We start from the raw sequence: 26,765 nt of genomic DNA, 5'->3' as shown, positions 1-26,765 counted from the left end.
CAAAGGCAGAATATATGAACGAATAAGCTTTCGACCGTAATTAGTTTGGCTTTGCCCTAAGGGCACTATGCGAAAAGGCGGGGAATAATTGAACAGTGGATGTGAAAAATAGTTGTAAGGAAAAATCTGAGACCGGGGGTTAAGGATGCCACAGAATCGCAGAGAACTCATTCAGACCATTTCAGAGATGCGCAAATCGAGCGTCATCTGTTATATCGGCGGTGACCGTCAAAACGTCAGCACCCGGGTCGCTCCGGATATTATTCCTGTGATTTATAAGCACCTGGAAGAGATGGATAACCTCGAAAAAATCGATTTATTTTTATTTACCAAAGGGGGGGACGTGCATACCCCTCTCCGGCTGGTAGAACTGATCCGGGAGTATACGGAACATTTCTCGGTCCTTGTTCCTTATAAAGCCTATAGCGCCGGTACGCTGATCTGTTTAGGTGCCACAGAACTCGTCATGACGAAAATGGGAGAACTGAGCCCTGTCGACCCGAATGTCGTGAGCATGTTCAATCCACCGGATAAGGAAAATCCTGCCGCTAAACTACCGATCAACGTGGAGGATGTTTACTCCTTTTTTACATTAGCTCGCGAAGCGGCAGGAATCCCTGACGAGTCTATGGATGACATTTTTTGTACTTTAGTGGAGAACGTTCATCCGCTGGCCATCGGCAGCGTGCAGCGAACCTATTCGCTGATTCGATCGATCGCCAAAAAGCTGCTCCTTTGCCATATGGATGCCGGACAGGAAGACGTAATCGATGAGATCATCAGCAATTTAACCGAGAAAATGTTTTCTCACAGCTATATGATCTCCCGGCGGGAGGCCGCCTTATCACTAAAACTCCCCGTTTCTTATTGCAGCCCTGAACTCGAAAAAGTGATGTGGTCCCTATTCACCAAGTACAGCCATGACTTGCTCCTCGATGTTCCCTTTATCCCCGAGCGGGCTGCAAACATGTCTGGCGAATTTTCCGTCTGCTCTGGAATTATTGAAACTGTCAAACGAACGGACGGTTATTTCTTTGAAGGGGTCATTCAGAAGCTGAATGAAAATCAAAATAATATCTGTATCTCCAATCAGGGGTGGGAAGAAATCGAGGAGGAGTAAAAGGTGACCAAAAAATATGTGCGCATCGGTTCTGGGTCAGGCTCTACGACGGCGGAGTATCAGATAGACCGGGATGGAGCCGAATACGTGGTGGTTCGAGAACACAACGAGATCAGTGGACAGTTTAAGACGAATGGACGAAACGATAAATAAGCAGGAAAAAGTCGGCTACTGCTCCGAAAAGATGCAGAGCTCGACTTTTTTGTTTTTATCTACTATGTGCTACAATAACTTTTCGAAGGGAGAATCTCATGAGACTCTATTTTGATTGTGTCCCCTGTACGGTACAGCAGCTTACGAATGCGGTGCAAAGATTCATCACCGATGAACAGGAACAATACCGGATTCTCGGCGACGCGATGAACGGGTTCCACGGTCAGATCCATAAAAATACCTGCTCGCCCATCTTGACGGCAGGATTTTATGAAAAGATCAAAGCAGCCACAGGCACTGACGACTTGTACGCGGCTGAGAAAGAGCTCTTTAATCGGGAAATGCTGCATTTAGAAGAGGACTTTCGCCGATTAATTGAGGATAGCGACGACCCCGTCAAAAAGGCAGTTTGCCTGAGCGCCGCCGCAAATATTATTGATTTTGGCATTTTAGGTGATGTGAATAAGCAGATGGCGAGAAAAGTCATCTTGGAAAAGGCAAACACCAACCGGGAATACCCCGACTTAGAACGGTTAAAAGGGGAACTGGCTGCGGCAAAGACGTTGCTCTATATCGGAGACAACTGCGGAGAAATCGTCCTGGACAAGCTGGTGTTGGAAACGATTCGACGGTATTACCCACAAGTGGAGATCACTTTCGCTGTGCGCAGCGCACCCATCTTAAATGATGTGACGGAAAAGGAAGCCTACGAAGTCGGGATTGGCCAGTATGCGAAAATCATCTCCAGCGGTTCTACGATTCCAGGTACGGTGTTGTCTCAGTGCACCCCTGAATTTAACCAACGCTACAGGGATAGCGATGTGATCATCCTCAAGGGCATGGGGAACATAGAGACGGCTGCCGAAGATGAAAGGAAAGCCTATTTTATCTTTATGGTAAAGTGTGACTTCATGAGCCGCCATTTGAAAGCGGATCTACAGGACATCTTCATCACGAAGGGGAACTATTTGTACAGGAAGAACAGAATTAGGGACTAAAAAGAAAGTGCTCGCCGCTAGGCGGGCTTTTTCTTTTAGCATTTCAGATACGTCGATTACTGAATGTGTAGATTTCATATCCAGATCATCCACTATTTGAAGGTTTCATCATGTGAATACATGCGCTAATATAGACAAGTACAAGCTGAGGGGTTTTAACCTACTTTGCAAAACTTATATAAATGAGGTGAGCCAATGACGTGGCAAGTAGTCTTGACATTGCTGAACATTGTTTTTATCAACCTTCTCCTTAGCGGAGATAATGCCGTTGTCATTGCCATGGCAACGATGGGCTTACCTGAGGCTATTCGCAAAAAAGCGATTTTCTGGGGGACAAGCGGATATTTTGTTCTCCTCGTGCTGTTAACCTCGGTAGCAGCTATTTTGATCCAAATTCCCTTATTCCAATTTGTTGGCGGCGTCTTATTGGCTTGGATCGCCGTCAAGCTGCTCATCAATGAAGAGGAGAATGCCGAGAATCAAGAGTCTTCTGCCGATCTGAAAAAAGCGATTGGTACAATTATTTGGGCTGCCCTTCTCATGAGCACCGATAACGTCCTGGCGATTGCAGGAGCTGCTAAAGGTGATTTGGTCTTATTGTTCATTGGACTTGGTATCAGCATTCCGATCGTTATGGCAGGAAGCACCCTCCTCGCCACGGTCATGCGTAAATACCCCTGGCTGGTTTTCGTCGGTTCCGGTATTCTCGCTTGGACATCGGGAACGATGATTGTGGAAGACAAGTATATTGCTTCGATTTTGCATGGTCTTCAGGCAACCGTACAGATTCCCGAATTTGTCATCCCGGCAGTACTCACCGTCATGGTCATCCTGATTGGGAAAAAGTATCGTGATGCCGTTGGTGCCTTGTCCAAGTAAGCCCTGATAAGGGAGTCTACTGATACTGTTCAGTTGACTCCCTTTCCTATGTGAATTGATATACACAACAAGATTAAAATCCACAGTGGGTCAACCACTGTGGATTTTTTTTGATCCAGCTGTTTTTCGTAAATAATAGTCTCATCGTACATCGCGAAGCCAAGAACGTCCGGAACATCCAAGGAATCAACAGGAGGAAAAATGCCAAAGCTCAACCATTGGCTGATTATCGGGCTCGTCATTTCGGTAGAACTGAACGTCTATTTCTGGTCCGAGAGCCATAACCAAAGTAAGCGTTTAACAGAGGCACTGTCCGATAACGCCGTACAGACGAGAATTTATCTCGATCGTGGTCGAGAAGATATTCAAAGAATTTTTTCGGAACCGCCCAGCCTCTTCTCCTTAAGCCTGATCAGTCGTGATCTGCAAACGACGGGAGCGCTTTTGGAAAGTCGCTCCCGTCTTGATGGAACAAACCAGTCTACCTGGCGATATTTAAACTATTCCTTTCAGGATTGTTCCTTTCGCATCGCACGAATCATCAATGAAGTGAGCACAACGTCCTCGTTGACGACAGAGCAATCGGACCAACTTCACAAAATACAGGCCCTGATCGCAGAGGTTTCCAATACTTTTTGGTCAGCTAATCCTGAAAATGGAACGATACCGGAATCGGCGGTGGAGGACGCCCGAAAAGCGGCTGATGCTTATGGCAGAAAATAAAGGGCCTAAATCTCAGCGTAAATTCCTTTTCCAGTCAGCCCAACGGCAATGAGGGCACCGAATAATCCCTCCCTGCTCAGTAAGACCTTCCTGACCGCATTCGGGGCAGACAGAAGATACAGTCGGGGAAAAGCGAACTCCAAGAAAACGCGATGTGTATGGCGATAGGCTGTGACTGACCACCAACGTGACCGGATCTTGACGGAGACGATACTGGCCGTTGATACTTCGAACAAAGAAGAAACGGGCCAATAAGCCTTGAAGGAAGACGATCAGGTAGCACTTGATGAAATTGCGCATAAAAATGAGGTTCTCTGGGTCTTCTAGTTCGAAGTCAAAGTCAAGAAGCTCTAAAAAATCCATGAATTCCTCAAAAAACCAAATATCCAGAACGCTCGGAATATATCGAAAAACAACTAAGGGAATGAGAACAGCACTGCATAAAGCACTCAGAAAAAAGGAAAGGCCTAATAAACGAAAAGAAAAATGCTTCCATAAAATCTTCCGGATCAATGATGGATCCCGCACTTCGATTAGAGGTTTTTGTTCGTGAACCGCTGTCCAAAAATCTCCTACGTTAGTTACGTTCATCGCCGAATCCTCCTTTCACCCGTTAAAGACAACAAAAGACCTTTGCTCTAATGAAATATCAGAACAAAGGTCTTGCTCAGCGAAGGGCTCCGAATGACCAGTTCTCACGAACGGTTGTTGATCATCGGTTTCGAGCTACTCCCCTTTTGATACATGTTACCACAAATCTTAAACACCGTCAAAAAGCTTCGGCCAGCTTGTTCAACAAGGGCGGTTAAATCTATTGACGGAATCTTCGCTCGGAGGGAAAGAGAGGATAGATATTGAAAAAGTATTCACAAAAATATAGATGCGCGAAGTCCTGCAAGGGGCGTAATTCAATGAAAGAGGTACAGTATGAGTTTTGATCTACCGACGATGGCGGTTATTCTTTCCGCAGTTTCCTTCGTGGCAGGTTTCATAGACAGTATCGCCGGCGGTGGTGGCCTCTTGCTTCTTCCCGCACTCTTGTTTACCGGACTTCCTCCTCAGACGGTGCTGGGGACCAACAAGTTTGCCTCCACTTTCGGTACAAGTTTCGCCCTCGTTAATTTCGTACGGAGCAAGAAAGTGGACTGGCGAATCGTCGCAGTGGGAATCGCGTTTACTTTGCTAGGAGCGTTTCTAGGCACCAAAGCGATCCTCTATTTCCCGAACGATCAAGTAGGGCGAATTATCGTCTTTCTTTTGCCCTTCGCCATGGCCATCACGTTAATTCCCCGAAAGGTACGGAGCGAACAAAAAGAGCTTACCACTCAGGAACTATGGAAGAAGGTTCCATTGATTTGCTTTACGATTGGATTCTATGACGGATTTTTAGGACCTGGTACTGGCAGCTTTTTGATCATGGCCTTTTACATATGGCTTGGATTAGACCTCGTCATGGCTTCGGGTACGGCAAAAGTATTCAATTTAGGGTCGAACATTGGGGCTTTGGTTGTTTTTCTAATGGAAGGGAAGGTATTGTATCTTCTCGGTCTACCGATGGCGCTCGCGAACATAGCGGGAAATCTGCTGGGCAGCACTCTAGCTATAAGAAAAGGAACGAATCTAGTCAGAGCTTTTCTCATGACCTCTTTTGGACTATTGTTTATCACTCTAGTTTGGAAATATTTCTTCTAGAAGGCCTTTGGATTAACCACGATCTTACAGTCGATCCAACGTTGTGATGACTTCTTGAAATTGTTTCTCCATCTCATGGAATAAGGTCCCAACATTGTTTAAATCATGCTTGCGTCCAAGTTGTTCCATCTTTGCACAGAGCTTTGAAAAAGCGGTCGCGCCGATACTGGCGCTGCTGGATTTTAGGGCATGTCCGGATTTTTCGATGGCCTCCGGATTCAAGCGGTGAACGGCATCACGCAGGTTTTGCATCAGAGTTGCCGATTCTTTTTTATAGGTATCCATGATGGAATGCAGGATACGCTGATCATCGTCAGTCAAATCGAGGATTTCCTTCAAGACATTCAAATCGATGACGGAAGCATGATCATCTGTACCAAGGGAGAGGGAGTCATCTTCCCGGACGCCAGAAGTAAGTGGACGCCCCGCCGCTCTCTGGGCTGGCAGCCAATGATCTAAGCGGGGGATGAGTTGGTCCAAAAGGATCGGCTTGCTGATATAATCGTCCATTCCGGCACGGAGGCATCTCTCCCGATCCCCCTGCATCGCCATAGCGGTCATGGCGATGATCGGCAGATGCCGGCGAGTTTTCGATTCTGTCTCGCGAATGATTCGGGTCGTATCAAAGCCGTCCAGTTCGGGCATTTGGCAATCCATAAAAACCAGCGCGTATTCTCGTTCAGTTATGGCATGGAGCGCTTCCGTTCCATTGTTGGCCACATGGACGATAAAACCGAGTTTATTTAACAAGGTAACCGCTAATTTTTGATTAACTCGATTATCTTCTACGAGCAACAAAGGCTGTTCGATTTCCCAAAGCGGATAGGGCTTCTCTTGAGAAGCCATTTTAGATTCCAGAAACTCATCCATATGGGGAGGAGCTTCCGTTGAAATCGTCCGAAAGGGGATGGAGAACCAGAAAGTGGAACCTTTTCCTGGTACACTTTTGACCCCGATTTCTCCGCCCATGAGTTCGACCAGTTGTTTGGAGATGGCTAAACCGAGCCCAGTACCGCCAAATTTACGGGCCGTAGAAGTGTCCCCTTGGACAAAGGGAGAAAAAAGGCAGTGAACGAGACCTTCTTTAATCCCAATCCCCGTATCAGTCACTTCGAAATGGACGTTCATCCGATGGTCGTCGAGGAATTCGCCGTGAACGGAAATGGTAATTTCACCATGATGGGTAAATTTGACGGCGTTGCCGATCAAGTTGATCAACACTTGACGCAGGCGAACCGGATCGCCTTGAACCGATTTATCTACAGTCGGCGCTATCGACAGGGATAGACGGAGACCTTTTTCCATCGCACTGTTCTCGAAGAGTCTGACCACGCTTTTAATGGTCGAACCTAAATAAAAGTGAATGCACTCCAAATCCATTTTTCCGGCTTCCACTTTGGAATAATCTAAGATGTCATTCAGCACACTAAGTAGGATTTCGGCCGATTCTTGGATTGAATCGGCATATTCCCGCTGTTCCCTGCTTAAGGAAGTACCGAGCATCAAGTTATTCATACCGAGAATGCCGTTCATGGGTGTACGAATTTCGTGACTCATCATAGCGAGAAAATCGCTTTTTGCTTGACTGGCTTCTTCGGCTTTTTTCTTGGCGATTTTAAGTTCTGCTTCCGAACGTTGTTTTTCCGTAATATCGCTCAGTAAAAGCACCTTTCCCACAGGACCTTTTTTGCTCATGATCGGAGACAAGCGAGAGAAATAATAAAGAGTGCCTTGAACGCCGGTGATTTTCATATCCGTGGTCAAAGCCCCCGATTCAATTTGCGCTAGCAGGTCGGGATAGTCGAAAAGCACCTCTTTGATGGGTACGCCGATGGAGGATGAAATTAAGAAGGGAAAAAAAGAAGAAGCGGCAGGATTAAATTCGACAATTCTGTCCATTCTATCTAGGATAATGACACCGTCTTGGACACTTTCGAAAACTTTTTCACGGGCCACAGGGACAAAATCAAAAAATCGAAAGTTCAAAAGCACCACAGAGTGAATTAAGCTTGTAAAACAGATCAGGATTGGTGCGAGATCGAGATCCATAGGGCTGTATCCGGTCAGGTACAGGAAGTCTCCGAAAAGGGGCAAAAGGATGCCGATGATCATCAAGGTGATTTTTCGGCGGTAATGAGTGGCGACTCGCTGCTGCAGCCGAACTAAGAGGAAGATACCGGCTAGGAAACATAGGTACGAATAGGCGATATGAATCCAATACCAAAAACCCTTTCCGGCGCTAAAAACGGGAATAGGGCTTTCGACGTCAAAGGATAAGGTTTTATAAAACCAGTGATGGGCGTCATTGGTGTGAAAAACTAAATATGTAAAAAAAGGCACGGTGAATAACAGGGTGAGGGTTTTCCTGTTTAAATACCGTTCCAGTCTGCAATAATATAAAATCATCAAAAACCATAATACGGGGATCAAGGGTATCGCTATATATTCGATCTTCAGCCAGAAGATTATATCGGCAAGGGTCGGGCTCGATAACTCAAAGGCATAACCAAAGGAATAGATACTCGCGGCAAAGGTTAACCCCACGTAGGCTTTGACGCCAGGGTTATTTTGCGAGGAGATGTACGCGTAAAGTCCCAGTAGCAACATGCTAATGCTGGATATCAAAGCAATGACTTCGAAAAAACGAATCGAAAACATATCCATCGCTATTGCCACCTCAATTACATATATCATACATAGTTCGAACACTTTGCAAGAAATTCCTTTACTCCACCGAAAGGGAATGGAGGTTTTTCTGTTTATGGACGGTCAAAAATGGGAACGGATAAGATAAAGCGAACAAAAGGGGGAGGCTCCCGTTGCCTGAGACCGAAATAGATATCGAACGACTCTATTACCAAGACCTCCGTGAAAAGAAAACGACCGCCACCGGTGTCCGTGGACGGGCATCGCGTCTAGGACGAGTCGGCAGCATGGTGATGCCGTCAGACAGACTTTCCGGGAGAGAGAAGCGCGATTACCGGCGGCCCGGACCGTTGATCACTTATTCCCTTTACGAGGATTTAGTCTCTTTCGAAGTGTTCGATCAGATGCCCTATCGTCAACAAGTTCAACTGCTGTCAAGATGGCGTCAGAAGTATTCTGACGATGCTATCTGTCAGCAATGGGGTCTGTCCAGGTACGGTCTAGAGGTTATCGTGGAGGTCTTGGGTGTATAAAAGGCATCCCGCAGGAGTAAACCATGAAGGGTAAGTATATCGACAAACACCTAGGCAATGCCATCGTGTTCACCGGATTTGGCCTCATCGCCATTATCTTACGATTTTTGACTCAACTTTGGTTCGCCCACTCAAAACCGACCTTAGTAGCGATTAACGGGTATACGATGGGTATATTTATGTTACTCATCGCTGCCGTGAACTTTTGGATCTACTATAAGCAAACAAAGCAAAATAAAAAGCCCGCCGGCTAAGGCGAGCTTTCGCTTTTATATAAGGTTTGTATCAGACGTTGCCATCGGATGCTTGGATCTCATCCAGGGATACGATGGTGTACCCTTTTGCTTTTATGGAAGCGATGATGTCATCGAAGGAATCTACGACGGCTTTAGAGTTGCCATGTAAAAGAATGATCGCTCCCGGATGGAGTTGGTTCAAGATATCGTCTTTTACCTTTTTCGAAGTCGCCATAGGGGACCAATCGTTGGTGGCGATACTCCAAAAGACCGATTGAAAGCCGAGATTTTTCGTCGCATCTAAGCTGGTACGGCTAAATTCGCCTTTGGGCGGACGAAGGTACTTGGCCTTGTAGTTACAACCGGAAGCCTGCTCAATATCCTTATTCAGAACCATGATCTCTTTCGTTAACTTATCTTTGGAGATGTCAGGCAAGCTCGGGTGGTTCCAAGTATGGTTGCCGACGGTATGCCCTTCCGAGATAAGGCGCTTCAAAAGATCGGGCTGCGTTTTGACCCAATGGCCGCATAAAAAGAATGTTCCTTTCACATTATGCTTCGCCATGACATCTAAAATGCGAGGTGTAGCTCCTTCGAGTTCAAAGCCCATATCGAACGTAAGAGCCACTGATTTTCGACGGCTGTCCCCCATATAGATAGCTCCGTATTCTTTCAACAGTCCTTGCAACCATGGAGGGACGAAGGGAGGCTCTTCATTTTTGGGCTTGAGAACTCCCCAACCGTATTTTTTGTTGGGGTCTGTGCTCTCCACAGACTTAGATACGTCCTCCAAGGACCAATCATAGTGCTCCAACTGTTCCATAGCGAAAGAGAAACCGGCGTAACCGATGAATGCGAGCAAAACAATCAAGAGGCTGCTTTGAAGTAATTTTTTCTTTAATATATAAATCTTCAAATGAATCCTCCGTTCCCAGCATACTCTTTCAAAAAGTAATATGCAGGTAGGAAGAGAATTCGAACAGCCATAGATTGGTATTAGCTTTACGGTGATCAAAGTGGTTGTTGTAGATGATTCATTTTCCTTGAGCGAAGATGTAACTTTTCGACCGTTGACTTCGTCTCTATTTGATGGACTTGCTTTAGCGTCAAAAAAGAAAAGGTTTACTGAGCCCTTTCTCTTAACGTTCCGTTCATTTTTGCTAGTACATCGACGGTTTTCGACAAATCATCTAGGCTTAATGAACGCAGTTGTGTGCTAATTCGTTCAAAGCGTCGATGATTCACCCTTTCGATTAGTCTCAACCCTTGCTCCGTCAGGGATAACATGACCACCCGTCGATCAGCGAGGGAACGTTCCCGGGTGAGAAGGTCTAATCCAGCTAGTTTGTCTGTCATTCCGGTCACGGCGCCCGAGGTGATGCCCAACTGCCCGGCAATATAGGTGGATTTACAAGGACCAAACTTCCACAACAGGTAGAGGAGGAAAATTTGTCCTTCCGCTAAGGGAATGTCGGCGCCCACATCCTGGGTGGCTTGTTTTATGTTATAGAAAAACTCATCTAAGAGTGCCTGAATCCTTGCCAAATAGCTCTCTTTGTCCACTGTCTCGCTTGACATTAACGGCCACTTCCCTTACGATTTAAAAGTCTTGGTAGTTAAATATCTTAGTTGCTAAAATAATACTACGGTGGAATGCGGGGGATGTCAATCCTAATAGAGGGGATAGCAGAGACTTTAGACAGCCCCACCCATATCAGATAGCCATTGGAAGACAGGAAAACAGTTAGAAATAAGGAGGAACAAGTTGTGAAAAAAGAAATGGGCGTCGGGCTGCTGGCGCTCGTCTTATTGACGGCAGGAACAGCTTGCGGGAAACAGCCGGAAGCCACGACCGCTGAAGCGCCTGCGCAGACGGTTTCCCTAGCGAAGGTACAGCGGGCGAGCCTGTCGAACCGGTTGACTTTCAACGGTACGCTCGAAGCAAAGGAAGAATTAAAACTCGTGCCCAAGGGGACAGGAAAAGTAGCACAAATTAACGGCGAAGTGGGCCAGATGGTCCGGGCGGGCGACGTGCTTATGGAACTAGACAATAGGGACATTCAAGCCCGGTTGGATTCGGCAAGGGCCGGAGTCGCCGTCAACGAAGCCAGTCTGCAACGAGCCCAAGTCCAATTGGAGATGGACCAAATCGCTCTCGGCGATGCCCAGCGGAATTACGAGCGGCAAAAGGCCCTCTTTGAAGCGGGAGCAGCCCCGAAGACCGAATTTGAAAACAGCAAAAGTGCTTACGATAAGGCGGACAAACAAGTCGCCAATGATCAGGCGAGTATCGCCTCTGCCCAAGCCCAAATGCAGCAAAGTCAAGCTCAAATTCGGCAAATCGAAGTTGAGCTGAATGATACCGTTCTGCGTTCACCGGTGACGGGAATCATTGCCGAGCGAAGTGCCAACACCGGGGAATATGTTTCGAACACCAATCCTGCCTTTACTGTGGTGAACATCGACACTGTGGAAGTCAAAGCCAACCTGACTGAAACAGACATCAACTACGTCAAGACCGGTCAAGAAGTAGAAGTGAAAATCACGGCGGCGAGGACGGAACCGTTCAAAGGCCGCATCACCAAAATCAGTCCCATCGCCGACGAAAAGGCAAAAACATATCCCATCTGGATCAGCATCGATAATCATGATTACATATTGAAACCGGGCATGTTTGCTGAATTCCAACTGAATACCAATCAAAAGACAGACGTGTTGACCGTTCCCACGGAGGCGATCATCGAACGAAACGGTACACCGATGATTTATCTGGCTGTGGACGGCAAAGCTGTTGAAAAGAAAGTCCATCTGGGCATCACCGATGGAAAACTAGTAGAGATTCTCGATGGAATCACCGAAAATGATAAAGTCATCACGTCCGGATTGAAAACGTTGACTGATGGCGTAGCTATCGCCGAGCAGGGCAGCACCGCAACTGCTCCGGCTCCGGCAGAACAGTCTCCACCCGGTGGACAGGCGCAGTAACAGACTCATAACTTACACCAAGAAAGGAGAGCCTGAACCATGCGCCTGACCGAATTTGCTGTCAAGCGGCCTGTCGCCATGACCATGATCGTTCTCATGTTCGTCGTGCTGGGGCTATATAGCTATCGCATGCTTGGCGTAGACTTATATCCAAACGTGAATATCCCCTATGTGACCGTCAGCGTTTCCTACCCCGGCGCAGGCGCCGAGGAAGTGGAAAAGCAGGTCGTCAAACCGATTGAATCATCGGTCGCCTCCATCAGTAAGATCAAGTCGACCATGTCTCAAGCCTCGGAGGGTTTTGGATTTGTCGTCGTTGAGTTTGAACTGTCAGCCAACGCTGATCAGGCAGCCATCGACGTCCAGAAAAAGGTCGATTCGATCAAAGGGCAGTTGCCGGAAGACGCCAAAGATCCTGTCGTCGTCAAGATGGACATGAACTCGGCTCCGGTCATCACCTTATCGGTCGTCAGCCCTCGCCCCATCGAAGAAACCTATGACCTCGTCGACAACATCCTAAAGGACCGGTTGCTGAAAGTCGGCGGTGTGACCGATGTATCTCTCGTTGGCGGGAAGAAGCGGCAACTCCAAGTCCAGATTGACAAGGCTAAGCTCGAAGGATATGGATTGTCCGTCAATACAGTGGTCAACCGCCTCGATAAAGAAAACCTGAACCAACCGAGCGGACGATTAGATCGGCCGGACCTGGAGTACAACGTCCGCGTGATGGGTGAGTTCAAATCGGTCAAGGAAGTGGAAGAGATCCAAATTCCTCTGGCTGACGGTCACAGCATTCCCTTGAAAAACATCGCCGTTGTCAAAGACGACTACGAAGAGATGCGCACCTTCAGTCGTCTCAATGGACAGGACTCGATCGCTGTCGCCATCTTTAAACAGAGCGATGCCAGTATCGTCGATGTCGGTGATGCTGTGAAAAAAGCCTTGCCGGCGATAGAGAAGGATTTGCCGCCTGATGTGGAAGTCCATATCGCTCGAGACTTTTCCCAATATGTTCATTTGTCTTTGAACGGGACCCGCTGGAGTATCCTTGAGGGTATTTTAACGACGGCCTTTGCGCTGTTTATATTTTTGAGGGAATGGCGTTCCATGCTCACCGTCATCATCGCCATCCCTACGTCGCTGATCTCGACCTTGATGGGCATGTATTTCGCCGGATTTACGTTCAACATGATGTCCCTCATGGGTATGGCCCTTTGTATCGGTATCCTCGTTGACGATTCCATTGTCGTCTTGGAGAACATTCACCGGCACCGAGACATGGGTAAAGGAACCGTGGAAGCGGTGTTGGAAGGGCGTTCCGAAATCGGTATGGCCGCTATCGCCATCACCTTATCGGACGTAGTCGTTTTCGCACCGATCGCCTTCATGGGAGGGATGATAGGCCAGTTTTTCCGGCAGTTCGGACTTACCGTCGTCATCGCAACACTTTTCTCCCTCTTCGTTTCCTTTACATTGACACCGATGCTGGCGTCTCGTTTCTATATGGAAGAAGATCCGGAGACGAAGCAGCTAAAAGCGAAAAAGCGGCAGGCTTCGATGTTAGGATGGGTTCTCCGGAAAATCGAACCTCTTTCCAACCGTTTTTGGTCTCTGACGGAACGGGTGGGCGATCGATCCAGTTCCGATTACATGAAGGCCCTCGCCTGGGCGTTGAAGCATCGCAAAACAGTCATCGCTGCCGCCCTCGCCGCCGTGATAGCTAGTTTCACCTTGATTCCCCTCGGCCTTGTTGGCTTCGAATTTATGCCGAAATCGGACCAAGGCGAACTGACCATCAACTTGGAAATGGCGAACGGGACGCCTGTGGCGACGACCGATCAGGCCGTCAAAGAAATCGAAGCGTACTTAAAAACAATCCCGGAAATCAAATACTTCCAGAGCAGTATCGGAACCAGCGGCGGCGGAGCTTCTGCCGTGGGCTCCAACAAAGCGAATATCGGTATTCAACTTTATCCCAAGGCGGAACGCTCTCGAACAATGTGGCAAATTGGGGATGAGCTTCGCGTTTTTGCCAAGAAATTTACCAAGGGAGACATTCGGGTTCTCGAATCGGAATCGGGCGGCGGTCCGCCAGGGACAGCGATCCAGTTGGAAGTATCCGGTCCCGATTATGACCGGCTGTTGACCCTGGCCGATCAGGTAAAAACGATCGCCAAAGAGACACCGGGAGCTATCGAGGTCGATTCTAACTTCCGTTTTGGACAGCCGGAGGTACAGATTACTATCGACCGTGCTCGAGCTTCTACCTACGGACTTACGGTCGATGACATCTCCCGAACGCTCCGGGCCTCCTTAAACGGTGACGTAGCCACTGCGTACCGGACCGGTGATGATGATGTGGACGTACTCGTCCGCCTGAATGGTGTCAATAAGGCTTCTGTGGACGAACTTAAACGCATCACCGTGACGACTTCATCGGGCCAACTGGTCCCGATCGGGTTGATTGCCGACGTGAAAAAAGGCAGCGGCCCTACGGAGATTCACCGCATCGATCGGCAGCGGACGATCACCATATCAGGAAACCTGAAAAAAGGAACGGCACAAAGCGCCTTTAACAGCGAACTTAACAAGCGTCTCGAACAACTGAAACTTCCTCCCGGCTATTCCATCAAACAAGCCGGCTCCACGCAAGATATGGAAGAGACGGGTGTACAATTAATCTCGGCCTTCCTACTTTCGATCACCTTGGTCTACATGGTGCTAGCCATTCTCTATGAAAGTTACGTAACACCCATGATCCGGATGATGTCTCTTCCCTTAGGTCTGATCGGAGCGTTGATCGCTCTGGCCGTAACCGGGAAGACGATTAACCTGTTCTCAGGCATCGGTATCATCATGATGGACGGCTTGGTGGCGAAAAACGGCACCTTGCTCATCGACTACACCAATACGCTCGTCGAGCGGGGGAAACCGCTCCGGGAGGCTTTGGTGGAAGCCGGAAAAACTCGTCTGCGCCCGATCATGATGACAACCTTCACCATGATCTTCGGTATGCTCCCGGTCGCGGCGGCCGTGACGGAAGGAACGGAAGTCCGTTCCGGTATGGCTGTCGTCCTCATCGGCGGTTTGATCACATCAACCGTGTTTACGCTCGTCGTTATCCCTGTGTTCTACACGCTCATCGATGATTTTATCAACTGGCGTAAACGGAAGAAGATGGAGCGGCTGAGAAAACAAGTGGCACGAATTGAGGCGAAAGCCGGCTTTAATGCCTAAGAAGCTGTAATTTCTGTAATAGGTATTCTTGACTCAAAATTACCGTTTATGAAAATGTAGATAGAAAGTAAAAGGACGACGTCTTATTTAGAATTAGACGCCGTCCCTTTTTATTCAAGGTAGTATTTCAAGGTAGCCCTGGTTGCACATGATGGGCTAACACGGTCGCGGAGGTTCATTAACTATGGTATCCCGGTAGTTACCGATAAGTCTCCGACGTGACGATAGTCATCAACCGGTTCTTCAGTTCCTGTTCCATCCGGGCCAATTCATTTTCCGCTTCTTGCCGTTTCGTCCGGCCTTCTTGCTGGATTTTTAGTGTCTCTTCCAACGTGTAAATCAAGTTTTCCTGAGTTTTTTTCAAGGTTTCCACGTCGACGATGGCTCGCTCGTTTTCTCGGGCCACACCGATGCTGTTCGTTTTGAGCATCTCTGAGTTTCGCAACAGCAGGTCATTCGTCGTATCGGTCACTTGTTTTTGCATGGCTAAGGCGCTCTGCTGGCGATGAAGGGACAAGGTGAGGACGACTTGGTTTTTCCAGAGGGGAATGGTAGTTAGGATGGACGATTGAATTTTTTCGACGAGCACATGGTCATTGTTTTGGATTAACCGGATCTGAGGCGCTGTCTGGAGCGTGACTGTACGGCTGATGAGCAGGTCGTGGATCTTTTTCTCGAGACGGTCGGCAAACTGGATATAGTCGTTCAATTCTTGCACGACGGCAGCGTTGTCACTGAGGGCTGCTTTTTGCTGCAGCAGTGGGATAGACCGGGTACGCAGTTCTTCCAGTTTGAATCGGCCCGCAGCGATGTAGATATTCAGTTCCTCGAAGTATTCGCGGTTTTTTATGAACAAGGTCTCCAAGAGGGTCACATCCCGCAATAACTGCAGGCGGGTCTTGTCCAACTGCTGGCTGATCTGATCGATTTCATAGCCCAGCGTTTGATAACGGGCGAGGAGCTTCTCAGTGGAACGTTTAGCTGAACCGAAAAGTTTGTTAAAGAAGCCCCCTTTCGATTCGTTCAGTTCTTCGGGGTCCACTTCTTTTAATTTAATCATCAGGTTTCCCAGAATTTCACCGACAGGACCGGAATCCTTGGCTCGCACGTGATCGAGGATCGTGTCGGCGAAACGAGACAGTTCTGTCTGCACGGGCATGCCGAACTGTAACAAGGTGCGGCTATCGTCGGGGGTAAGCTGCTGGGCCAGTGCCTGTGCTTTGCGTTGTTGCTCCGGCGGCAAGGAAGACAATTGGGTTTCCGGCGGCAGCGAACTGGCCGGGTTGGGAACTGAGGGTATCGTTGTCGAAGGAAAAGAGGCAAGGGAATCTTGAGTTTCAAAAGGGCCGGGGATCGAAAAAGGATCGGAAGAGGACTTCATGGTCACTTTTTCACTCCTTTTAGATCGGTCTTCAAAGGCTCTAAAGGTTTTGAGGAGATGCTTTTCGCGTCTAAAGTCTGCTTTAGCACATTGATTTCCACGTCTAAATCGAGAACGTCATTGGACAAGACTTGTCGAAGTTCCGTTTCGTAGGCGTCGCGAAGGTCATTCAAGACGGCTTCTGTTTTTTCCACGGCTTCACGAATTTCATGATTGGTGATGGGTTGGTTCGCGAGCAGGCTGTATTTCTCTAAAATGGTGATTGTAGCGTCCAGGTAGTGGTTGAAAAAAGCTTGTGCTTTTTTGATGCGTTTGGGGTCTTTGGTGGTGATGGCGAGGATCTGTTCAGCGATTTTATACAGCCGGGATACCTTCAGCCAAATGGGGATAGAACGGACCTTAAAGCGCAAGCGACCGATCGTTTCAACTTTTTGCCGGCCTTCTTTAAGGGTCTTCTCGATGAAGCTCCCTTCCGAAGCGTCTCCAAGCCATCCTTGCGAGAGGGCGGGCGAGAAGCGACGCTTTATGGCGTAAGAAGAGATGAAATAGGCAGCACCTCCGGTGATGAGGGCCGGTAGTAGATCAAAGCCGTTAAACAAATAGATGAGAACGAAAGTGGTGACGCCGAGAGTACCGGAAAGTAATATCCGCAGAAGGGTAATAGCAATTTCTTTCACGATGCTCCGCTCCTGTAAAAATTTTTCATTTTACGACATCTTACGATTATTATAACAAGAGGCAAAGGCGTTAAAAAGTATTATAGGCAAAAGTGGGTCCCTATAAAAAAAGAACCGCACATTATATGGAACCATTTCTTTGTCACATGGAGGAATAAGGTACTCCTTTGCAGAATTATGAGGTGTACCGGAGATATATTAGTCATTCATGAAATAGCTTGCTAACAAGGAAATAGTGGGGCAGTAAGCACTTGTAAAGGGGGAAGTAGAAACATGCAGATACTTCGGAAAGTCCCGTTACGAACGATTCTCATTATTCCCTTTATCTTACAACTGCTTATTGCCGCTGGTCTCATCAGTTGGTTGTCCCTTAAAAACAGCGAACAGGCTGTCTATGAGGTGACGACGCAACTGCGCACAGAGACAACCAATCGGATTTTTGAACATTTGAAAAGCCATATGGAAATTCCCATGATCGTCAACCGGCTAAATGCGAATGCCATTGAAACGGGCCTCTTGGATATCCACAATAAGCCCGAACGGGAACGATATTTTTATAAACAGCAACAGACGTTTCCCGATATTGCCATGAACTTTATCGGTACCCCGCAAGGGGAGTTTATGGGTGCACGCCGGAGCGTTACCGGGGAAATACAACTCGTTTTGGCTAGTGATGCCACAGGAAACAACTCACACTATTTTTCCGTTACCTCTTACGGGGAAGCAGGTGAGTTAAAAGAAGTATTTCGGAATTTTGATCCCCGAAAACGGCCTTGGTACATTACCGGTGAAAAGCTGGGCCAACCGGCCTGGAGTGACATTTACCGCCATTTTGTTTTTCAGGACTTGGCGATTACAGCGGTGAGGCCTGTTTACGACAGTTCTGGTCGGTTGTTCGGTGTGCTCGGTGTCGATTACATACTGACGGGACTCAATCAGTTTTTACAGAGCTTGCAGATTGGGAAGACGGGCAAGACCTTCATTGTGGAGCGGTCAGGGAATCTAGTGGCCACATCGACATTAGACAAATCGTTTCGCTTTATCGATGGCAAGATGGAGCGCATCCGGGCATCAGAATCGGAGACTCCCCTGATCCGGGAGGCGTCAAGATTTCTAGAAACCCATTATGGTGATTTTCGAAACATCTCTGTCCGGGAACAGCTAGATTTTTTGCTGAAGGGCGAGCGGGAGTACGTACAAGTGACGCCCTTTGAAGAATATGGACTCGATTGGCTGATCGTCGTTGTTGTTCCAGAAAAAGACTTTATGGGCCTCATCGACAAAAATACGCTACAGACGTTAGGTCTCATTGGGGTGGCACTTATGGTGGCCATCGCTGTTGGTGTTTGGACATCTCATTGGGTGGTCGAACCGATCCGGAGGCTGAATCGGGCAGCGGGAGAGTATGCCCAAGGAAACTGGGATCATGATGTGGACTTTGAACGGGATGATGAGGTCGGTACACTGGGTAAATCCTTAACCAGCATGGCTCGACAGCAGGCTGAATTGTTTGGGAGCTTGGAACAAAAGGTTGCCGAGCGAACACGGGAACTGGAAGAAAAAAATCTTGAGCTCATTGAAGCGAATAAGAAAAAAGAACTGGCCGCGAAGGCGAAGTCTGAGTTTCTGGCTAATATGAGCCATGAGATCCGAACGCCGATGAACGCTATTCTCGGGTTTTCAGAAATCTTGGGCGAACATGTTCAGGACGATCAGGGACGGCGGTACCTGGAGTACATTTCTACAAACGGTGAGACCCTGCTTCGGATCATTAACGACATCCTGGACTTATCGAAAATAGAGGCGGGCAAGCTGGAGATTCAATTACGCCCGGCTAGCTTAGAGGCCATTTTTGAAGAGATGAAACGGGCCTTTGCCAGCCAGGTCGAGGGAAAAGGGTTGCAGTTTATCTTGGACATTGCGCCGGAACTTCCCCGACAGGTGAATATCGATGAAGTTCGCTTGCGTCAGATACTTTTTAACCTGATCGGGAACGCCGTAAAGTTTACACACTGTGGATTCATCAAGGTTTCTGTTCATCCGATCGAAGAAATCTCTACTTCGTCAGAGGAAGAAGGGGCTGCAGATCCAGCGAAGTTGAATTTGCAAATCGCCGTTCAAGATTCCGGCATCGGTATTGCAGCAGAACAGCAACAGGCTATATTTGAGGCTTTTGTCCAGCAAAAAGGGCAGGATGCTAACCGGTATGGAGGGACTGGGCTAGGCTTAACGATTACCCGTCGGCTCGTGGAGATGATGGACGGTCAAATTTCACTCTATAGCGAGGCCGGAAAGGGAAGTACTTTCACCGTTCGATTGCCCAATATCGAAGAGGCACCCGTAGTGGGAAAAGAAAAAGTTTCCCAGGATGTTTTGCTGGCTCATAGGCGATTCCCTGATAGTACGGTATTGGTGGCAGACGATGAAGAGGCAAACCGCGCTCTCGTCAAAGAGTTTCTCGAGCCTCATGGAATCACATGCTTTGAGGCGACGAACGGAAGAGAAACGATCGACATGGCGGAGAAAATCCGACCGGATCTAATTATTTTGGATATGAAAATGCCCTTGTTGGACGGTTACGGGGTCTTGCAGATCATGAAGAGCGATGACGAATTATCGGCCATTCCGATCATCGTCCTTACGGCATCTGTGTTGGAGGAAGAAGAAGCTAATGTAAGGCAAGCTGGTTGTGCAGCATTTTTGCGAAAACCGGTCAGCCGACAGCAACTGCTATTGGAAGTCATTCCTTTTCTCCCTTCAGAAAAGGCGGATAAATGACAAACCGGTAAGTTTTCCATAGGGACTCGTGGGAACGAAAATATGACAAGAATCGTAACGTAAAGAGAGAACAGAACCACATAGGTTAACTTGTTGGTAAGCAGACAATAGATTCCGCACTCATCTGTTCTCCAAAGGGCATATGATCGTGAGGAGTCGAAGAGCGATGCGAAAAATCGTCTGTTGGGACGCGGGTCATGGCGGACGCGACCCAGGTGCGGTGGGGCCGAGCGGAATTGAAGAGAAGAATATCACCTTAGCTGTCGCACTACAGGCTGGGGAGTTTTTGCAACCCGTCGCCGATTCGGTATTTACCCGCACGGAAGATGTGGATTTTTGCGGCGAAAGCTATTCTGTAAATGGTGACCTGCAAAATCGGGTGCAAATCGCAAACAAGACCGGTGCCAATTACTTTGTATCGGTTCACTGCAATTCCGCCGACGATGCAAGGGCCAAGGGAACAGAAAGCTTTTGTCTGCAGTTCGGCGGCCAGGGAGAGAAACTGGCAGATGCCTTGCAGAAAAAAATGATCGATACATTGGAACTGGTAAATCGCGGAGTGAAAGAAGCCAATTTTTATGTCCTACGTAATACAGTGATGCCGGCGTCGCTCGTTGAGTTGGCCTTTATCTCTAACCCCTCTGAAGAACAACTGCTGAACGATCCGGAGTGGCAACGTAACGCCGCTTGGTCACTCGCTGCCGGTGTGGCTGAATTTTTAGGGGAATCTATCCCGCCGCTGCCCGAGCCGGGGCCAGATCCGGCTAAACCGACCTTGGTTGTGGCAGGCAAAAAGATTGAGAATGTGGAATTGATCGGAGATACACTCTGGGCCTCGATCCGGGAGATGTCCGATGCCCTGAACCGGTCAGTGACCTGGGACGGTAACACCAATGTGGTAAAGCTCGATTCCACCTTATCGGGCATAGGGAGAGCTGATGCGCCGCTGGCCCTTGTGGAGCAGAGAGCGCTGGTGGGCCGAAACATCCAAGATCGAGTATACGTTCCGGTACGCTCTTTTGCAGAAGCGCTAAACCTTACGATCACCTGGGACCCGGCGACAAAAACGGCGAAGATCGACTAACGATCTTTGCCGTTTGGTTTTTAGTCCGAGACATTCTATTTCCGGATAATTTCATGCCGGTTCACAGGATCTCCTTGCGTGGTATCGCCCGTCTGCCGGTAGGCAAAGTCAGGGTTAAGGGCTTGGACAAACCCGCTGATCCAACGCTGATACAATCGCTTCATCGTCGGAGCATCGACGCCGGCACGGTGCCAATTGGCTTCCTGAAGACAGAGAGCCGACTCCCAAACTACCTTTTCCTCAGTATTGACGGTGATCATATCGGCCTGATCGCAAGGCATACCGTTGAGCAAGAAGTTATTAAGGGCTTTATAGATATGGGAGGCTCCCTCAGCGCTTTCTCCTTGCTCGCGGGCGTTACGGCCGCATTCGGCGCCGTGTTCGGCGAAAGCTTGTTCGACCAGGTCACGGCCACCGTCGCCGCAAAGATCGATCAGGCCCTTAATCAACGCGGCTTCTCTCGTCTCGGCCAGGGTGATCTGCGACTGAAGCCAGCCGTGAATGTTTTCTCCTTCAATCAGCTGGGACAAGTCCACATCCGGGAGAGGTTCACCGTACCGTTCCCATAACTGGTTACGGAGGTTCGTTGCAGCGTCTCCACAAAGGCTCGAGGCTTTTTCGTAGATCAGTTGCTCTCGTTCGACCACTTTGCGAATTTTTTGGTAGAGCCAGTAATGGATAGGTCCGAGGAATGCGCTCATCGTTCTTCTCCTGCTTTCTTTATGGATTGTCCGTATAGTATGAGACTAAAGACATCGGCTTATGGGATAATCTAATTATAACTAAATCACTTATATAAATGTGTGAGCCCTATCACAACGTTTTACTTCTAATCTTATAAAAATCTTAAAGTTTATTCTGTAGAATATAGGGTAAAGAGAAGAAATCGATCGCAATACAGCGGTATGGAGTGATACTGATGGCGATAACTATCCTCGTTGTTGATGACGAGCAGAAAATCCTCGACATGGTGACGACGTATTTAGAGGCGGAAGGCTATCATGTCCTGCAAGCAACGGACGGGCTAAGCGCTCTGCAAGAGGTCAATGAGAAAACGCCCCATCTGGTGTTGCTCGATTGGATGCTTCCAGGGAAGAACGGCCTCGACCTTTGTAAGGACATTCGAGCTCATTCAAAAGTTCCGATCATCATGCTGACAGCCCGGGTCGATGAAAGCGATAAAGTCCTCGGTTTAGAGATGGGGGCTGACGACTATGTGACAAAGCCCTTTGGGCTGCGGGAACTGGTCGCCCGCATTCGTTCGGTACTGCGGAGATACGACATGGGCAACGATGGGACGCTAACAGCGGAGACTCAGGAGTCTCGTATTCTCAAGCGCGGAGATTTAACCATCGATAATGAAAAGTTTGAAGCTTTCTTAAAAGATATGCCTCTCAACCTGACGGCCACCGAGTTCAAAATCCTGCAGACCTTGGCGCAACGCCCCGGTGTCGTCTACAGTCGACTGCAACTGATGCGGATCGTCATGGGGGAAGCCTACGTCAATTATGAGCGGTCTATCGACACGCATGTGAGCAATCTACGCAAAAAAGTCGGCGATACGCCGGGAGAACCTCGGTACATCCTTACCGTCTTTGGCGTCGGTTACAAGTTTTCCGAGCGATTATAGGTGGTGATGAGATGCGGTTGCGGACAAAATTGTTATTAGGGTCTTTTTTGATCATCCTCACCCTATCCGGTGTCTACCTGACTCTCTCCATGATAGCGACCAACACCATCTTCGACCGCTACGAAACCATGGTGCAGAAACAAGTGGCCGACCAAATTCAAAATTCACTAGCGGAGTACTATCTGAATAACGGTGAAAGTTGGAACGGTGTTGATCAATATATACTTCCGTTGATGTCTCAGCACCCACAGCGGGATCGGCGCTTCATGCGGATCACCATGGTGCTCCTCGATGAACATAATGTGCCCATCGCCGCATGGCCTCGCGGTAGTCAAGAACACTGGCAGGATATTGACCTGCAAGAAAAGGGAACGATCACGCCCATCCTTGTCGAAGAGCGGGAGGTGGGAGGGCTTTGGATGCCTTACCACAACCCTACCGGCATCGAAGGCATCCGAGCCAAAGTAACGTCATCGCTCGTGGATACTTTTCTGGTCTCCATCCTGATCAGCTCGATCACAGCCATCATCGTCACTTACCTACTGGCCAGGCGATTGACGAAACCATTATTGCAATTAGCCGCAGCAGCCCAGGAAATAAAAAAACGGCGCTTTGATTTACGTATTCCCCTTTCATCCCAAGACGAAGTGGGAACCGTCGTCAAAGCCTTTAACGAGATGAGTGAAGCGTTGCAACGGGGGGAACAAGTTCGAACTAACCTGGTCGCTGATGTGGCTCATGAGCTGCGAACTCCGCTTACGGTGATCCAAGGTCAGTTGGAATCGATCCAACAGGGCGTTTTGCCGGCAGCGGTAGAGACCGTATTACCTATTCATGATGAGGTGATCCGCCTAAACCGCTTGGTTGACGAACTGCGCCAGCTCACCTTGGCAGAGGCGGGAAAACTGCCGTTACGGCTGCTTCCAACGGATGCGAAAGCCTTATTGCAGCGGGTCGTCGAGATTTTTTCCGTCGAATCAGAACTGCGTAATATTCAGTTGAAAATGAGCTGCCGGGAAGAAAGCCTTTTCATCACAGTGGATCCAGATCGGCTGACACAAATCATCGTCAACATCGTAGGCAATGCTTTGAACTATTCGCCGAGTGGCGGGACGATTCACATCGGCTTGCTAAAAGCGTCGTTACCGGAAGAAATCGATGGCGAATCGGTCCTATCTTTCATCAACATGCATTTGAATGGGGAAAGAGAAGCAGAGTTTGCGCAGAATTACCGCCTTCCGGAAGCGGTGACGTCGAAGAGGGCGGCTTCCCTCAGCTCAAAAAGCATACCTTCGGAAACGGAAGGTATCCTTGTATATGTGGCTGATGAGGGACCGGGGATCGCGCCGGAACATCTGCCCCATGTGTTCGAACGCTTTTTCCGTTGCGACCCATCGAGGGGGCGAGAAACGGGAGGAAGTGGTTTAGGCTTGGCCATCGCCCGGGAATATGTGCTGGCCCATGGAGGCCGGATCGTCGCCGTAAATCGCAGGGATAAGGGAAGTTGTTTTGCCTTTTTCTTACCCCTAAAACCGCCGGAGTCGACGAATAGTGATGAACAATCTTGAAAAAATCTTAACATCTGCCAGAAACGAGCTTGAAACGGACGGGGTATCCTAAAGATGCTAAGGATATATCCTTAGAAAACGAAAAAGTCAGAGGTGTTCATGATGAGTAAAAAATGGACAAAAGGCATGGTATCGGTAGGTTTGATCGGTGCGCTCTTTTGCGGCGGTATCGTAGCCTACGCAGCGACAGATACGACAACCAGCAGTAACGGACAAGGAACTTCTTTCTCCCATCACTTCGGTTTTAAAGGTGAAAAGGGGAATTTTGCAGGGCGCGGCCATGGAGCTTTTCAAGGAGGCCCCTTCGAAAAACATCTCGAAGATCTGGCTACCATTTTCAGCATGGATAAAGATGCCCTGAAAACGGAACTCCAGAGCGGGAAAACGATGCTAGAAATTGCCCAGGCCAAAGGCATCTCCAAGGACGATCTGATCGCTAAGATGGTGACTGACGCTGAGAACCGTATCGACAAAGCGGTCAAGGATGGAAAAGTGACGAGCGATAAAGCAACCCAAATGAAAGCAAACCTGAAAGACCGGATCACCGCCGCTGTGGAAAGAAAAGCCGATCCCTCCAAAGCTAACGGAAAGCGTGGCATGATTGGCAATCATTTTCAAAAAGTGACCGAAATCCTGAACATGCAACCGAATGAACTAAAGGATGAAATGAAAGCCGGAAAAAGCCTCGCTGAAATTGCTCAAAGCCAAGGAATTGCACCGGAAGACCTGAAAGCGAAAATGATCGAAGCGGCCAAACAAAATATTGATTCCCTCGTACAACAAGGCAAAATGACCCAAGAAAAGGCTGACCAAGTGAAGCAAGGCTTGGAAAAACGGATTGACGGGATGATTAACCATAAGCCCGGTATGCACGAAGGTACAAAAACCCAGCTAGCTCAGCCGGTTCAATAGTCTTTAAAACTTTTTCAATGGTTTATAGATTACAAAAGGTCTTGATGAACCAAGACCTTTTCTTTTTTTGCTTATTGCCAACAATCTTATAAATTCCTTAACAACTTTGCCGTATAATCATGCTAGGACATTATGTGAGGTGGAGACATTTGCGGACAAAAGCGGCAGTTCTCGTACTGGCCTTATCAGTTCTAGCCACAACGACGGCCTGTGGAAAAACAGACAGCACCACCAAAGGCGCAGAAGCGCAAGTATCGGCGGTAAGTACAGCTCCCGTGACCCGAGAGACTCTTTCTGTTCCCCTCGTCGTAAGCGGAAAAATTGCTCCGACGCAGGAGATTAACGTGGTTCCCAAGTCCTCCGGCAAGGTGGCCTATGTAAATGGGGAAGTAGGCCAAGAGGTATCGGCAGGCACACTGCTGTTACAACTGGAAAACAACGATATTCAAGCCAAATTAGACTCGGCCCGTGCGTCCCTGGCAGCGAGCCAAGCCAACTTGGAGCGAGCGAAACTCCAGTTGGAAAAGAACCAGATTCAGATTAACGATGCCAAGCGGAACTTAGACCGGAAAAAAACGCTCTATGATTCCGGTGCGACCCCGTTGACCGATTTAGAGACGGCTCAAACGAATTACGATTCCGTGCAAAAAGATTATGACATGAACGTGGCTTCCGTAGCGGCAGCCCAGGCTGCTGTAGAACAAAACCAGGCAGCGATCCGGCAGAACGAAGTCGATTTAGAAAATACGCGCGTCATTACCCCCATCTCCGGTGTCATCTCCGCGAAGAACACCGATATCGGTGAATTCGTATCGACCAGCACAGCCCCATTTGTGGTCATCGATCTACATACGGTGGAAGTCAACGGCAACGTCAACGAAGATGATCTAAAGTATATTCAAAAAGGCATGGATGTAGATGTGATGGTCGCGGCGGTTTCTTCCCAGCCATTTAAGGGGAAAGTCGTCCGTATCAGCCCTGCCGCAGATGCTAAGTCAAAAACATACCCCCTCTGGATATCCATCGACAACCCCGATAGGCAACTCAAAGAAGGAATGTTCGCTGAAGCTCATTTCCAAACGCAGAAACGGGATAACACCCTGGTCGTTCCAACCGATGCGGTCGTGGAACGGGGCGGACAAAAAGTGGTCTATATCGCTGAAGGCGGAAAGGCCGTCGAGAGAAAAGTCACCGTCGGAATTACAGTAGAAAAGAAAACGGAAGTGCTCGACGGTGTGAAGGAAGGCGAACTGGTAATCACCTCCGGCCTGCAAACCATGCGTGATGGCATGCCGATTCGCGGAGACAAAGGTGGAAACGCGGAGGCCGATAAAGCTGGCAATGGAGATCCCGCTGCGCAAGGGAATCCCTCTGGCCGCAATAAAGGAGGCGCTGGGGGAGGACAAGGGGCGCAAGGGAACCGCAGCGGACAGGGTGATCCAAACGCCTCGGGCGATGCGAACGCTGCCGGCCAAGGTAAGCAAGGTTCTTCCGATGGTCAAGGCGCCGGTAAGCCTCAACAACAGCAGTAGG

Annotated in this window: 23 protein-coding genes; 16 read left to right on the top strand and 7 right to left on the bottom strand. The window is 48.6% G+C overall.

From position 1 onward, the window contains the following. The first annotated feature begins 145 nt into the window (after positions 1 to 145). The 5 genes from H1S01_RS11790 to H1S01_RS11770 all read left to right on the top strand — a co-directional run bounded on the left by H1S01_RS11790 (position 146) and on the right by H1S01_RS11770 (position 3,873). A complete protein-coding gene (locus H1S01_RS11790; protein ID WP_188040686.1) occupies positions 146 to 1,120 on the top strand; it encodes an SDH family Clp fold serine proteinase in 975 nt (324 codons plus the stop codon). 3 nt (positions 1,121 to 1,123) lie between these two features. After that, positions 1,124 to 1,273 (top strand): hypothetical protein, encoded by a 150-nt coding sequence (locus H1S01_RS11785; RefSeq protein ID WP_188040685.1) that lies wholly within the window; start codon positions 1,124 to 1,126, stop codon positions 1,271 to 1,273. A gap of 98 nt (positions 1,274 to 1,371) precedes the next feature. Further along, complete coding sequence (locus tag H1S01_RS11780; RefSeq protein ID WP_188040684.1) at positions 1,372 to 2,271, top strand: damage-control phosphatase ARMT1 family protein; 900 nt, start codon at positions 1,372 to 1,374, stop codon at positions 2,269 to 2,271. Positions 2,272 to 2,466: 195 nt separating this feature from the next. Continuing rightward, on the top strand, positions 2,467 to 3,150 hold the full coding sequence (locus tag H1S01_RS11775; RefSeq protein ID WP_188040683.1) for a TerC family protein: 684 nt from the start codon (positions 2,467 to 2,469) through the stop codon (positions 3,148 to 3,150). A 201-nt stretch (positions 3,151 to 3,351) separates the two neighbouring features. Beyond that, the gene (locus H1S01_RS11770) at positions 3,352 to 3,873 is read left to right on the top strand and encodes a hypothetical protein (RefSeq protein WP_188040682.1); all 522 of its coding nucleotides are present in this window, start codon (positions 3,352 to 3,354) and stop codon (positions 3,871 to 3,873) included. Between the two features lie 12 nt (positions 3,874 to 3,885). Here the strand turns inward: H1S01_RS11770 and H1S01_RS11765 are convergent, their stop codons facing one another. Further along, positions 3,886 to 4,464 carry a hypothetical protein gene (locus H1S01_RS11765; RefSeq protein ID WP_188040681.1) on the bottom strand — a complete coding sequence of 193 codons (579 nt, stop codon included), beginning with the start codon at positions 4,462 to 4,464 and terminating at the stop codon, positions 3,886 to 3,888. 336 nt (positions 4,465 to 4,800) lie between these two features. Here H1S01_RS11765 and H1S01_RS11760 point away from each other — a divergent pair, with 336 nt between their 5' ends. Continuing rightward, a complete protein-coding gene (locus H1S01_RS11760; RefSeq protein ID WP_188040680.1) occupies positions 4,801 to 5,565 on the top strand; it encodes a sulfite exporter TauE/SafE family protein in 765 nt (254 codons plus the stop codon). Between the two features lie 24 nt (positions 5,566 to 5,589). Here H1S01_RS11760 and H1S01_RS11755 read toward each other — a convergent pair whose 3' ends face one another. Continuing rightward, positions 5,590 to 8,229 (bottom strand): histidine kinase N-terminal 7TM domain-containing protein, encoded by a 2,640-nt coding sequence (locus tag H1S01_RS11755; protein WP_188040679.1) that lies wholly within the window; start codon positions 8,227 to 8,229, stop codon positions 5,590 to 5,592. Between the two features lie 155 nt (positions 8,230 to 8,384). Here H1S01_RS11755 and H1S01_RS11750 point away from each other — a divergent pair, with 155 nt between their 5' ends. After that, positions 8,385 to 8,744: a hypothetical protein gene (locus tag H1S01_RS11750; RefSeq protein WP_188040678.1), complete on the top strand. Its 360-nt coding sequence runs from the start codon at positions 8,385 to 8,387 to the stop codon at positions 8,742 to 8,744. Positions 8,745 to 8,767: 23 nt separating this feature from the next. Next, positions 8,768 to 8,998: a hypothetical protein gene (locus H1S01_RS11745; protein WP_188040677.1), complete on the top strand. Its 231-nt coding sequence runs from the start codon at positions 8,768 to 8,770 to the stop codon at positions 8,996 to 8,998. Between the two features lie 31 nt (positions 8,999 to 9,029). Here H1S01_RS11745 and H1S01_RS11740 read toward each other — a convergent pair whose 3' ends face one another. After that, positions 9,030 to 9,896 carry a polysaccharide deacetylase family protein gene (locus H1S01_RS11740; RefSeq protein WP_188040676.1) on the bottom strand — a complete coding sequence of 289 codons (867 nt, stop codon included), beginning with the start codon at positions 9,894 to 9,896 and terminating at the stop codon, positions 9,030 to 9,032. 206 nt (positions 9,897 to 10,102) lie between these two features. Beyond that, the gene (locus tag H1S01_RS11735; RefSeq protein WP_188040675.1) at positions 10,103 to 10,558 is read right to left on the bottom strand and encodes a MarR family winged helix-turn-helix transcriptional regulator; all 456 of its coding nucleotides are present in this window, start codon (positions 10,556 to 10,558) and stop codon (positions 10,103 to 10,105) included. Between the two features lie 189 nt (positions 10,559 to 10,747). On the opposite strand from H1S01_RS11735, the gene H1S01_RS11730 reads away from it, so the two are divergent. Further along, positions 10,748 to 11,965 (top strand): efflux RND transporter periplasmic adaptor subunit, encoded by a 1,218-nt coding sequence (locus H1S01_RS11730; RefSeq protein WP_188040674.1) that lies wholly within the window; start codon positions 10,748 to 10,750, stop codon positions 11,963 to 11,965. 39 nt (positions 11,966 to 12,004) lie between these two features. Continuing rightward, positions 12,005 to 15,202 carry an efflux RND transporter permease subunit gene (locus H1S01_RS11725; RefSeq protein WP_188040673.1) on the top strand — a complete coding sequence of 1,066 codons (3,198 nt, stop codon included), beginning with the start codon at positions 12,005 to 12,007 and terminating at the stop codon, positions 15,200 to 15,202. A 199-nt stretch (positions 15,203 to 15,401) separates the two neighbouring features. Here H1S01_RS11725 and H1S01_RS11720 read toward each other — a convergent pair whose 3' ends face one another. Together H1S01_RS11720 and H1S01_RS11715 are read right to left on the bottom strand one after the other, a co-directional pair. Continuing rightward, entirely contained in the window at positions 15,402 to 16,583 is a 1,182-nt protein-coding gene (locus tag H1S01_RS11720; protein WP_207732306.1) for a toxic anion resistance protein, read from the bottom strand. A gap of 2 nt (positions 16,584 to 16,585) precedes the next feature. Continuing rightward, the gene (locus H1S01_RS11715) at positions 16,586 to 17,260 is read right to left on the bottom strand and encodes a 5-bromo-4-chloroindolyl phosphate hydrolysis family protein (RefSeq protein ID WP_188040671.1); all 675 of its coding nucleotides are present in this window, start codon (positions 17,258 to 17,260) and stop codon (positions 16,586 to 16,588) included. A 273-nt stretch (positions 17,261 to 17,533) separates the two neighbouring features. On the opposite strand from H1S01_RS11715, the gene H1S01_RS11710 reads away from it, so the two are divergent. Then, positions 17,534 to 20,038, top strand: coding sequence for a hybrid sensor histidine kinase/response regulator (locus tag H1S01_RS11710; RefSeq protein WP_188040670.1), 2,505 nt, complete (start codon positions 17,534 to 17,536; stop codon positions 20,036 to 20,038). 166 nt (positions 20,039 to 20,204) lie between these two features. Further along, positions 20,205 to 21,122 (top strand): N-acetylmuramoyl-L-alanine amidase, encoded by a 918-nt coding sequence (locus tag H1S01_RS11705; protein WP_188040669.1) that lies wholly within the window; start codon positions 20,205 to 20,207, stop codon positions 21,120 to 21,122. 35 nt (positions 21,123 to 21,157) lie between these two features. Here the strand turns inward: H1S01_RS11705 and H1S01_RS11700 are convergent, their stop codons facing one another. Continuing rightward, a complete protein-coding gene (locus tag H1S01_RS11700; protein ID WP_188040668.1) occupies positions 21,158 to 21,823 on the bottom strand; it encodes a hypothetical protein in 666 nt (221 codons plus the stop codon). Between the two features lie 218 nt (positions 21,824 to 22,041). On the opposite strand from H1S01_RS11700, the gene H1S01_RS11695 reads away from it, so the two are divergent. The 4 genes from H1S01_RS11695 to H1S01_RS11680 all read left to right on the top strand — a co-directional run bounded on the left by H1S01_RS11695 (position 22,042) and on the right by H1S01_RS11680 (position 26,764). Then, positions 22,042 to 22,752: a response regulator transcription factor gene (locus H1S01_RS11695; RefSeq protein WP_188040667.1), complete on the top strand. Its 711-nt coding sequence runs from the start codon at positions 22,042 to 22,044 to the stop codon at positions 22,750 to 22,752. An 11-nt stretch (positions 22,753 to 22,763) separates the two neighbouring features. Next, positions 22,764 to 24,320 carry a sensor histidine kinase gene (locus tag H1S01_RS11690; protein ID WP_188040666.1) on the top strand — a complete coding sequence of 519 codons (1,557 nt, stop codon included), beginning with the start codon at positions 22,764 to 22,766 and terminating at the stop codon, positions 24,318 to 24,320. A 102-nt stretch (positions 24,321 to 24,422) separates the two neighbouring features. Continuing rightward, a complete protein-coding gene (locus H1S01_RS11685; RefSeq protein ID WP_188040665.1) occupies positions 24,423 to 25,232 on the top strand; it encodes a DUF2680 domain-containing protein in 810 nt (269 codons plus the stop codon). A gap of 149 nt (positions 25,233 to 25,381) precedes the next feature. Then, a complete protein-coding gene (locus H1S01_RS11680) occupies positions 25,382 to 26,764 on the top strand; it encodes an efflux RND transporter periplasmic adaptor subunit (RefSeq protein WP_188040664.1) in 1,383 nt (460 codons plus the stop codon). Position 26,765: the final 1 nt, after the last annotated feature.

The sequence above is a fragment of the Heliobacterium chlorum genome (genome assembly GCF_014502795.1).
Lineage (GTDB): Bacteria > Bacillota > Desulfitobacteriia > Heliobacteriales > Heliobacteriaceae > Heliobacterium > Heliobacterium chlorum.
Note: the sequence above shows the minus strand (reverse complement) of the source record. Positions and strands in the feature narration are given on the sequence as shown.

Bases quoted from the DNA above. Each gene is read 5' to 3' on its own strand.
- H1S01_RS11755 (WP_188040679.1), bottom strand. From the start codon at position 8,229: ATGGATATGTTTTCGATTCGTTTTTTCGAAGTCATTGCTTTGATATCC.
- H1S01_RS11780 (WP_188040684.1), top strand. From the start codon at position 1,372: ATGAGACTCTATTTTGATTGTGTCCCCTGTACGGTACAGCAGCTTACG.
- H1S01_RS11710 (WP_188040670.1), top strand. From the start codon at position 17,534: ATGCAGATACTTCGGAAAGTCCCGTTACGAACGATTCTCATTATTCCC.
- H1S01_RS11770 (WP_188040682.1), top strand. From the start codon at position 3,352: ATGCCAAAGCTCAACCATTGGCTGATTATCGGGCTCGTCATTTCGGTA.
- H1S01_RS11685 (WP_188040665.1), top strand. From the start codon at position 24,423: ATGAGTAAAAAATGGACAAAAGGCATGGTATCGGTAGGTTTGATCGGT.
- H1S01_RS11760 (WP_188040680.1), top strand. From the start codon at position 4,801: ATGAGTTTTGATCTACCGACGATGGCGGTTATTCTTTCCGCAGTTTCC.
- H1S01_RS11690 (WP_188040666.1), top strand. From the start codon at position 22,764: ATGCGGTTGCGGACAAAATTGTTATTAGGGTCTTTTTTGATCATCCTC.
- H1S01_RS11745 (WP_188040677.1), top strand. From the start codon at position 8,768: ATGAAGGGTAAGTATATCGACAAACACCTAGGCAATGCCATCGTGTTC.
- H1S01_RS11775 (WP_188040683.1), top strand. From the start codon at position 2,467: ATGACGTGGCAAGTAGTCTTGACATTGCTGAACATTGTTTTTATCAAC.
- H1S01_RS11695 (WP_188040667.1), top strand. From the start codon at position 22,042: ATGGCGATAACTATCCTCGTTGTTGATGACGAGCAGAAAATCCTCGAC.
- H1S01_RS11790 (WP_188040686.1), top strand. From the start codon at position 146: ATGCCACAGAATCGCAGAGAACTCATTCAGACCATTTCAGAGATGCGC.
- H1S01_RS11720 (WP_207732306.1), bottom strand. From the start codon at position 16,583: ATGAAGTCCTCTTCCGATCCTTTTTCGATCCCCGGCCCTTTTGAAACT.
- H1S01_RS11765 (WP_188040681.1), bottom strand. From the start codon at position 4,464: ATGAACGTAACTAACGTAGGAGATTTTTGGACAGCGGTTCACGAACAA.
- H1S01_RS11735 (WP_188040675.1), bottom strand. From the start codon at position 10,558: ATGTCAAGCGAGACAGTGGACAAAGAGAGCTATTTGGCAAGGATTCAG.
- H1S01_RS11700 (WP_188040668.1), bottom strand. From the start codon at position 21,823: ATGAGCGCATTCCTCGGACCTATCCATTACTGGCTCTACCAAAAAATT.
- H1S01_RS11725 (WP_188040673.1), top strand. From the start codon at position 12,005: ATGCGCCTGACCGAATTTGCTGTCAAGCGGCCTGTCGCCATGACCATG.
- H1S01_RS11705 (WP_188040669.1), top strand. From the start codon at position 20,205: ATGCGAAAAATCGTCTGTTGGGACGCGGGTCATGGCGGACGCGACCCA.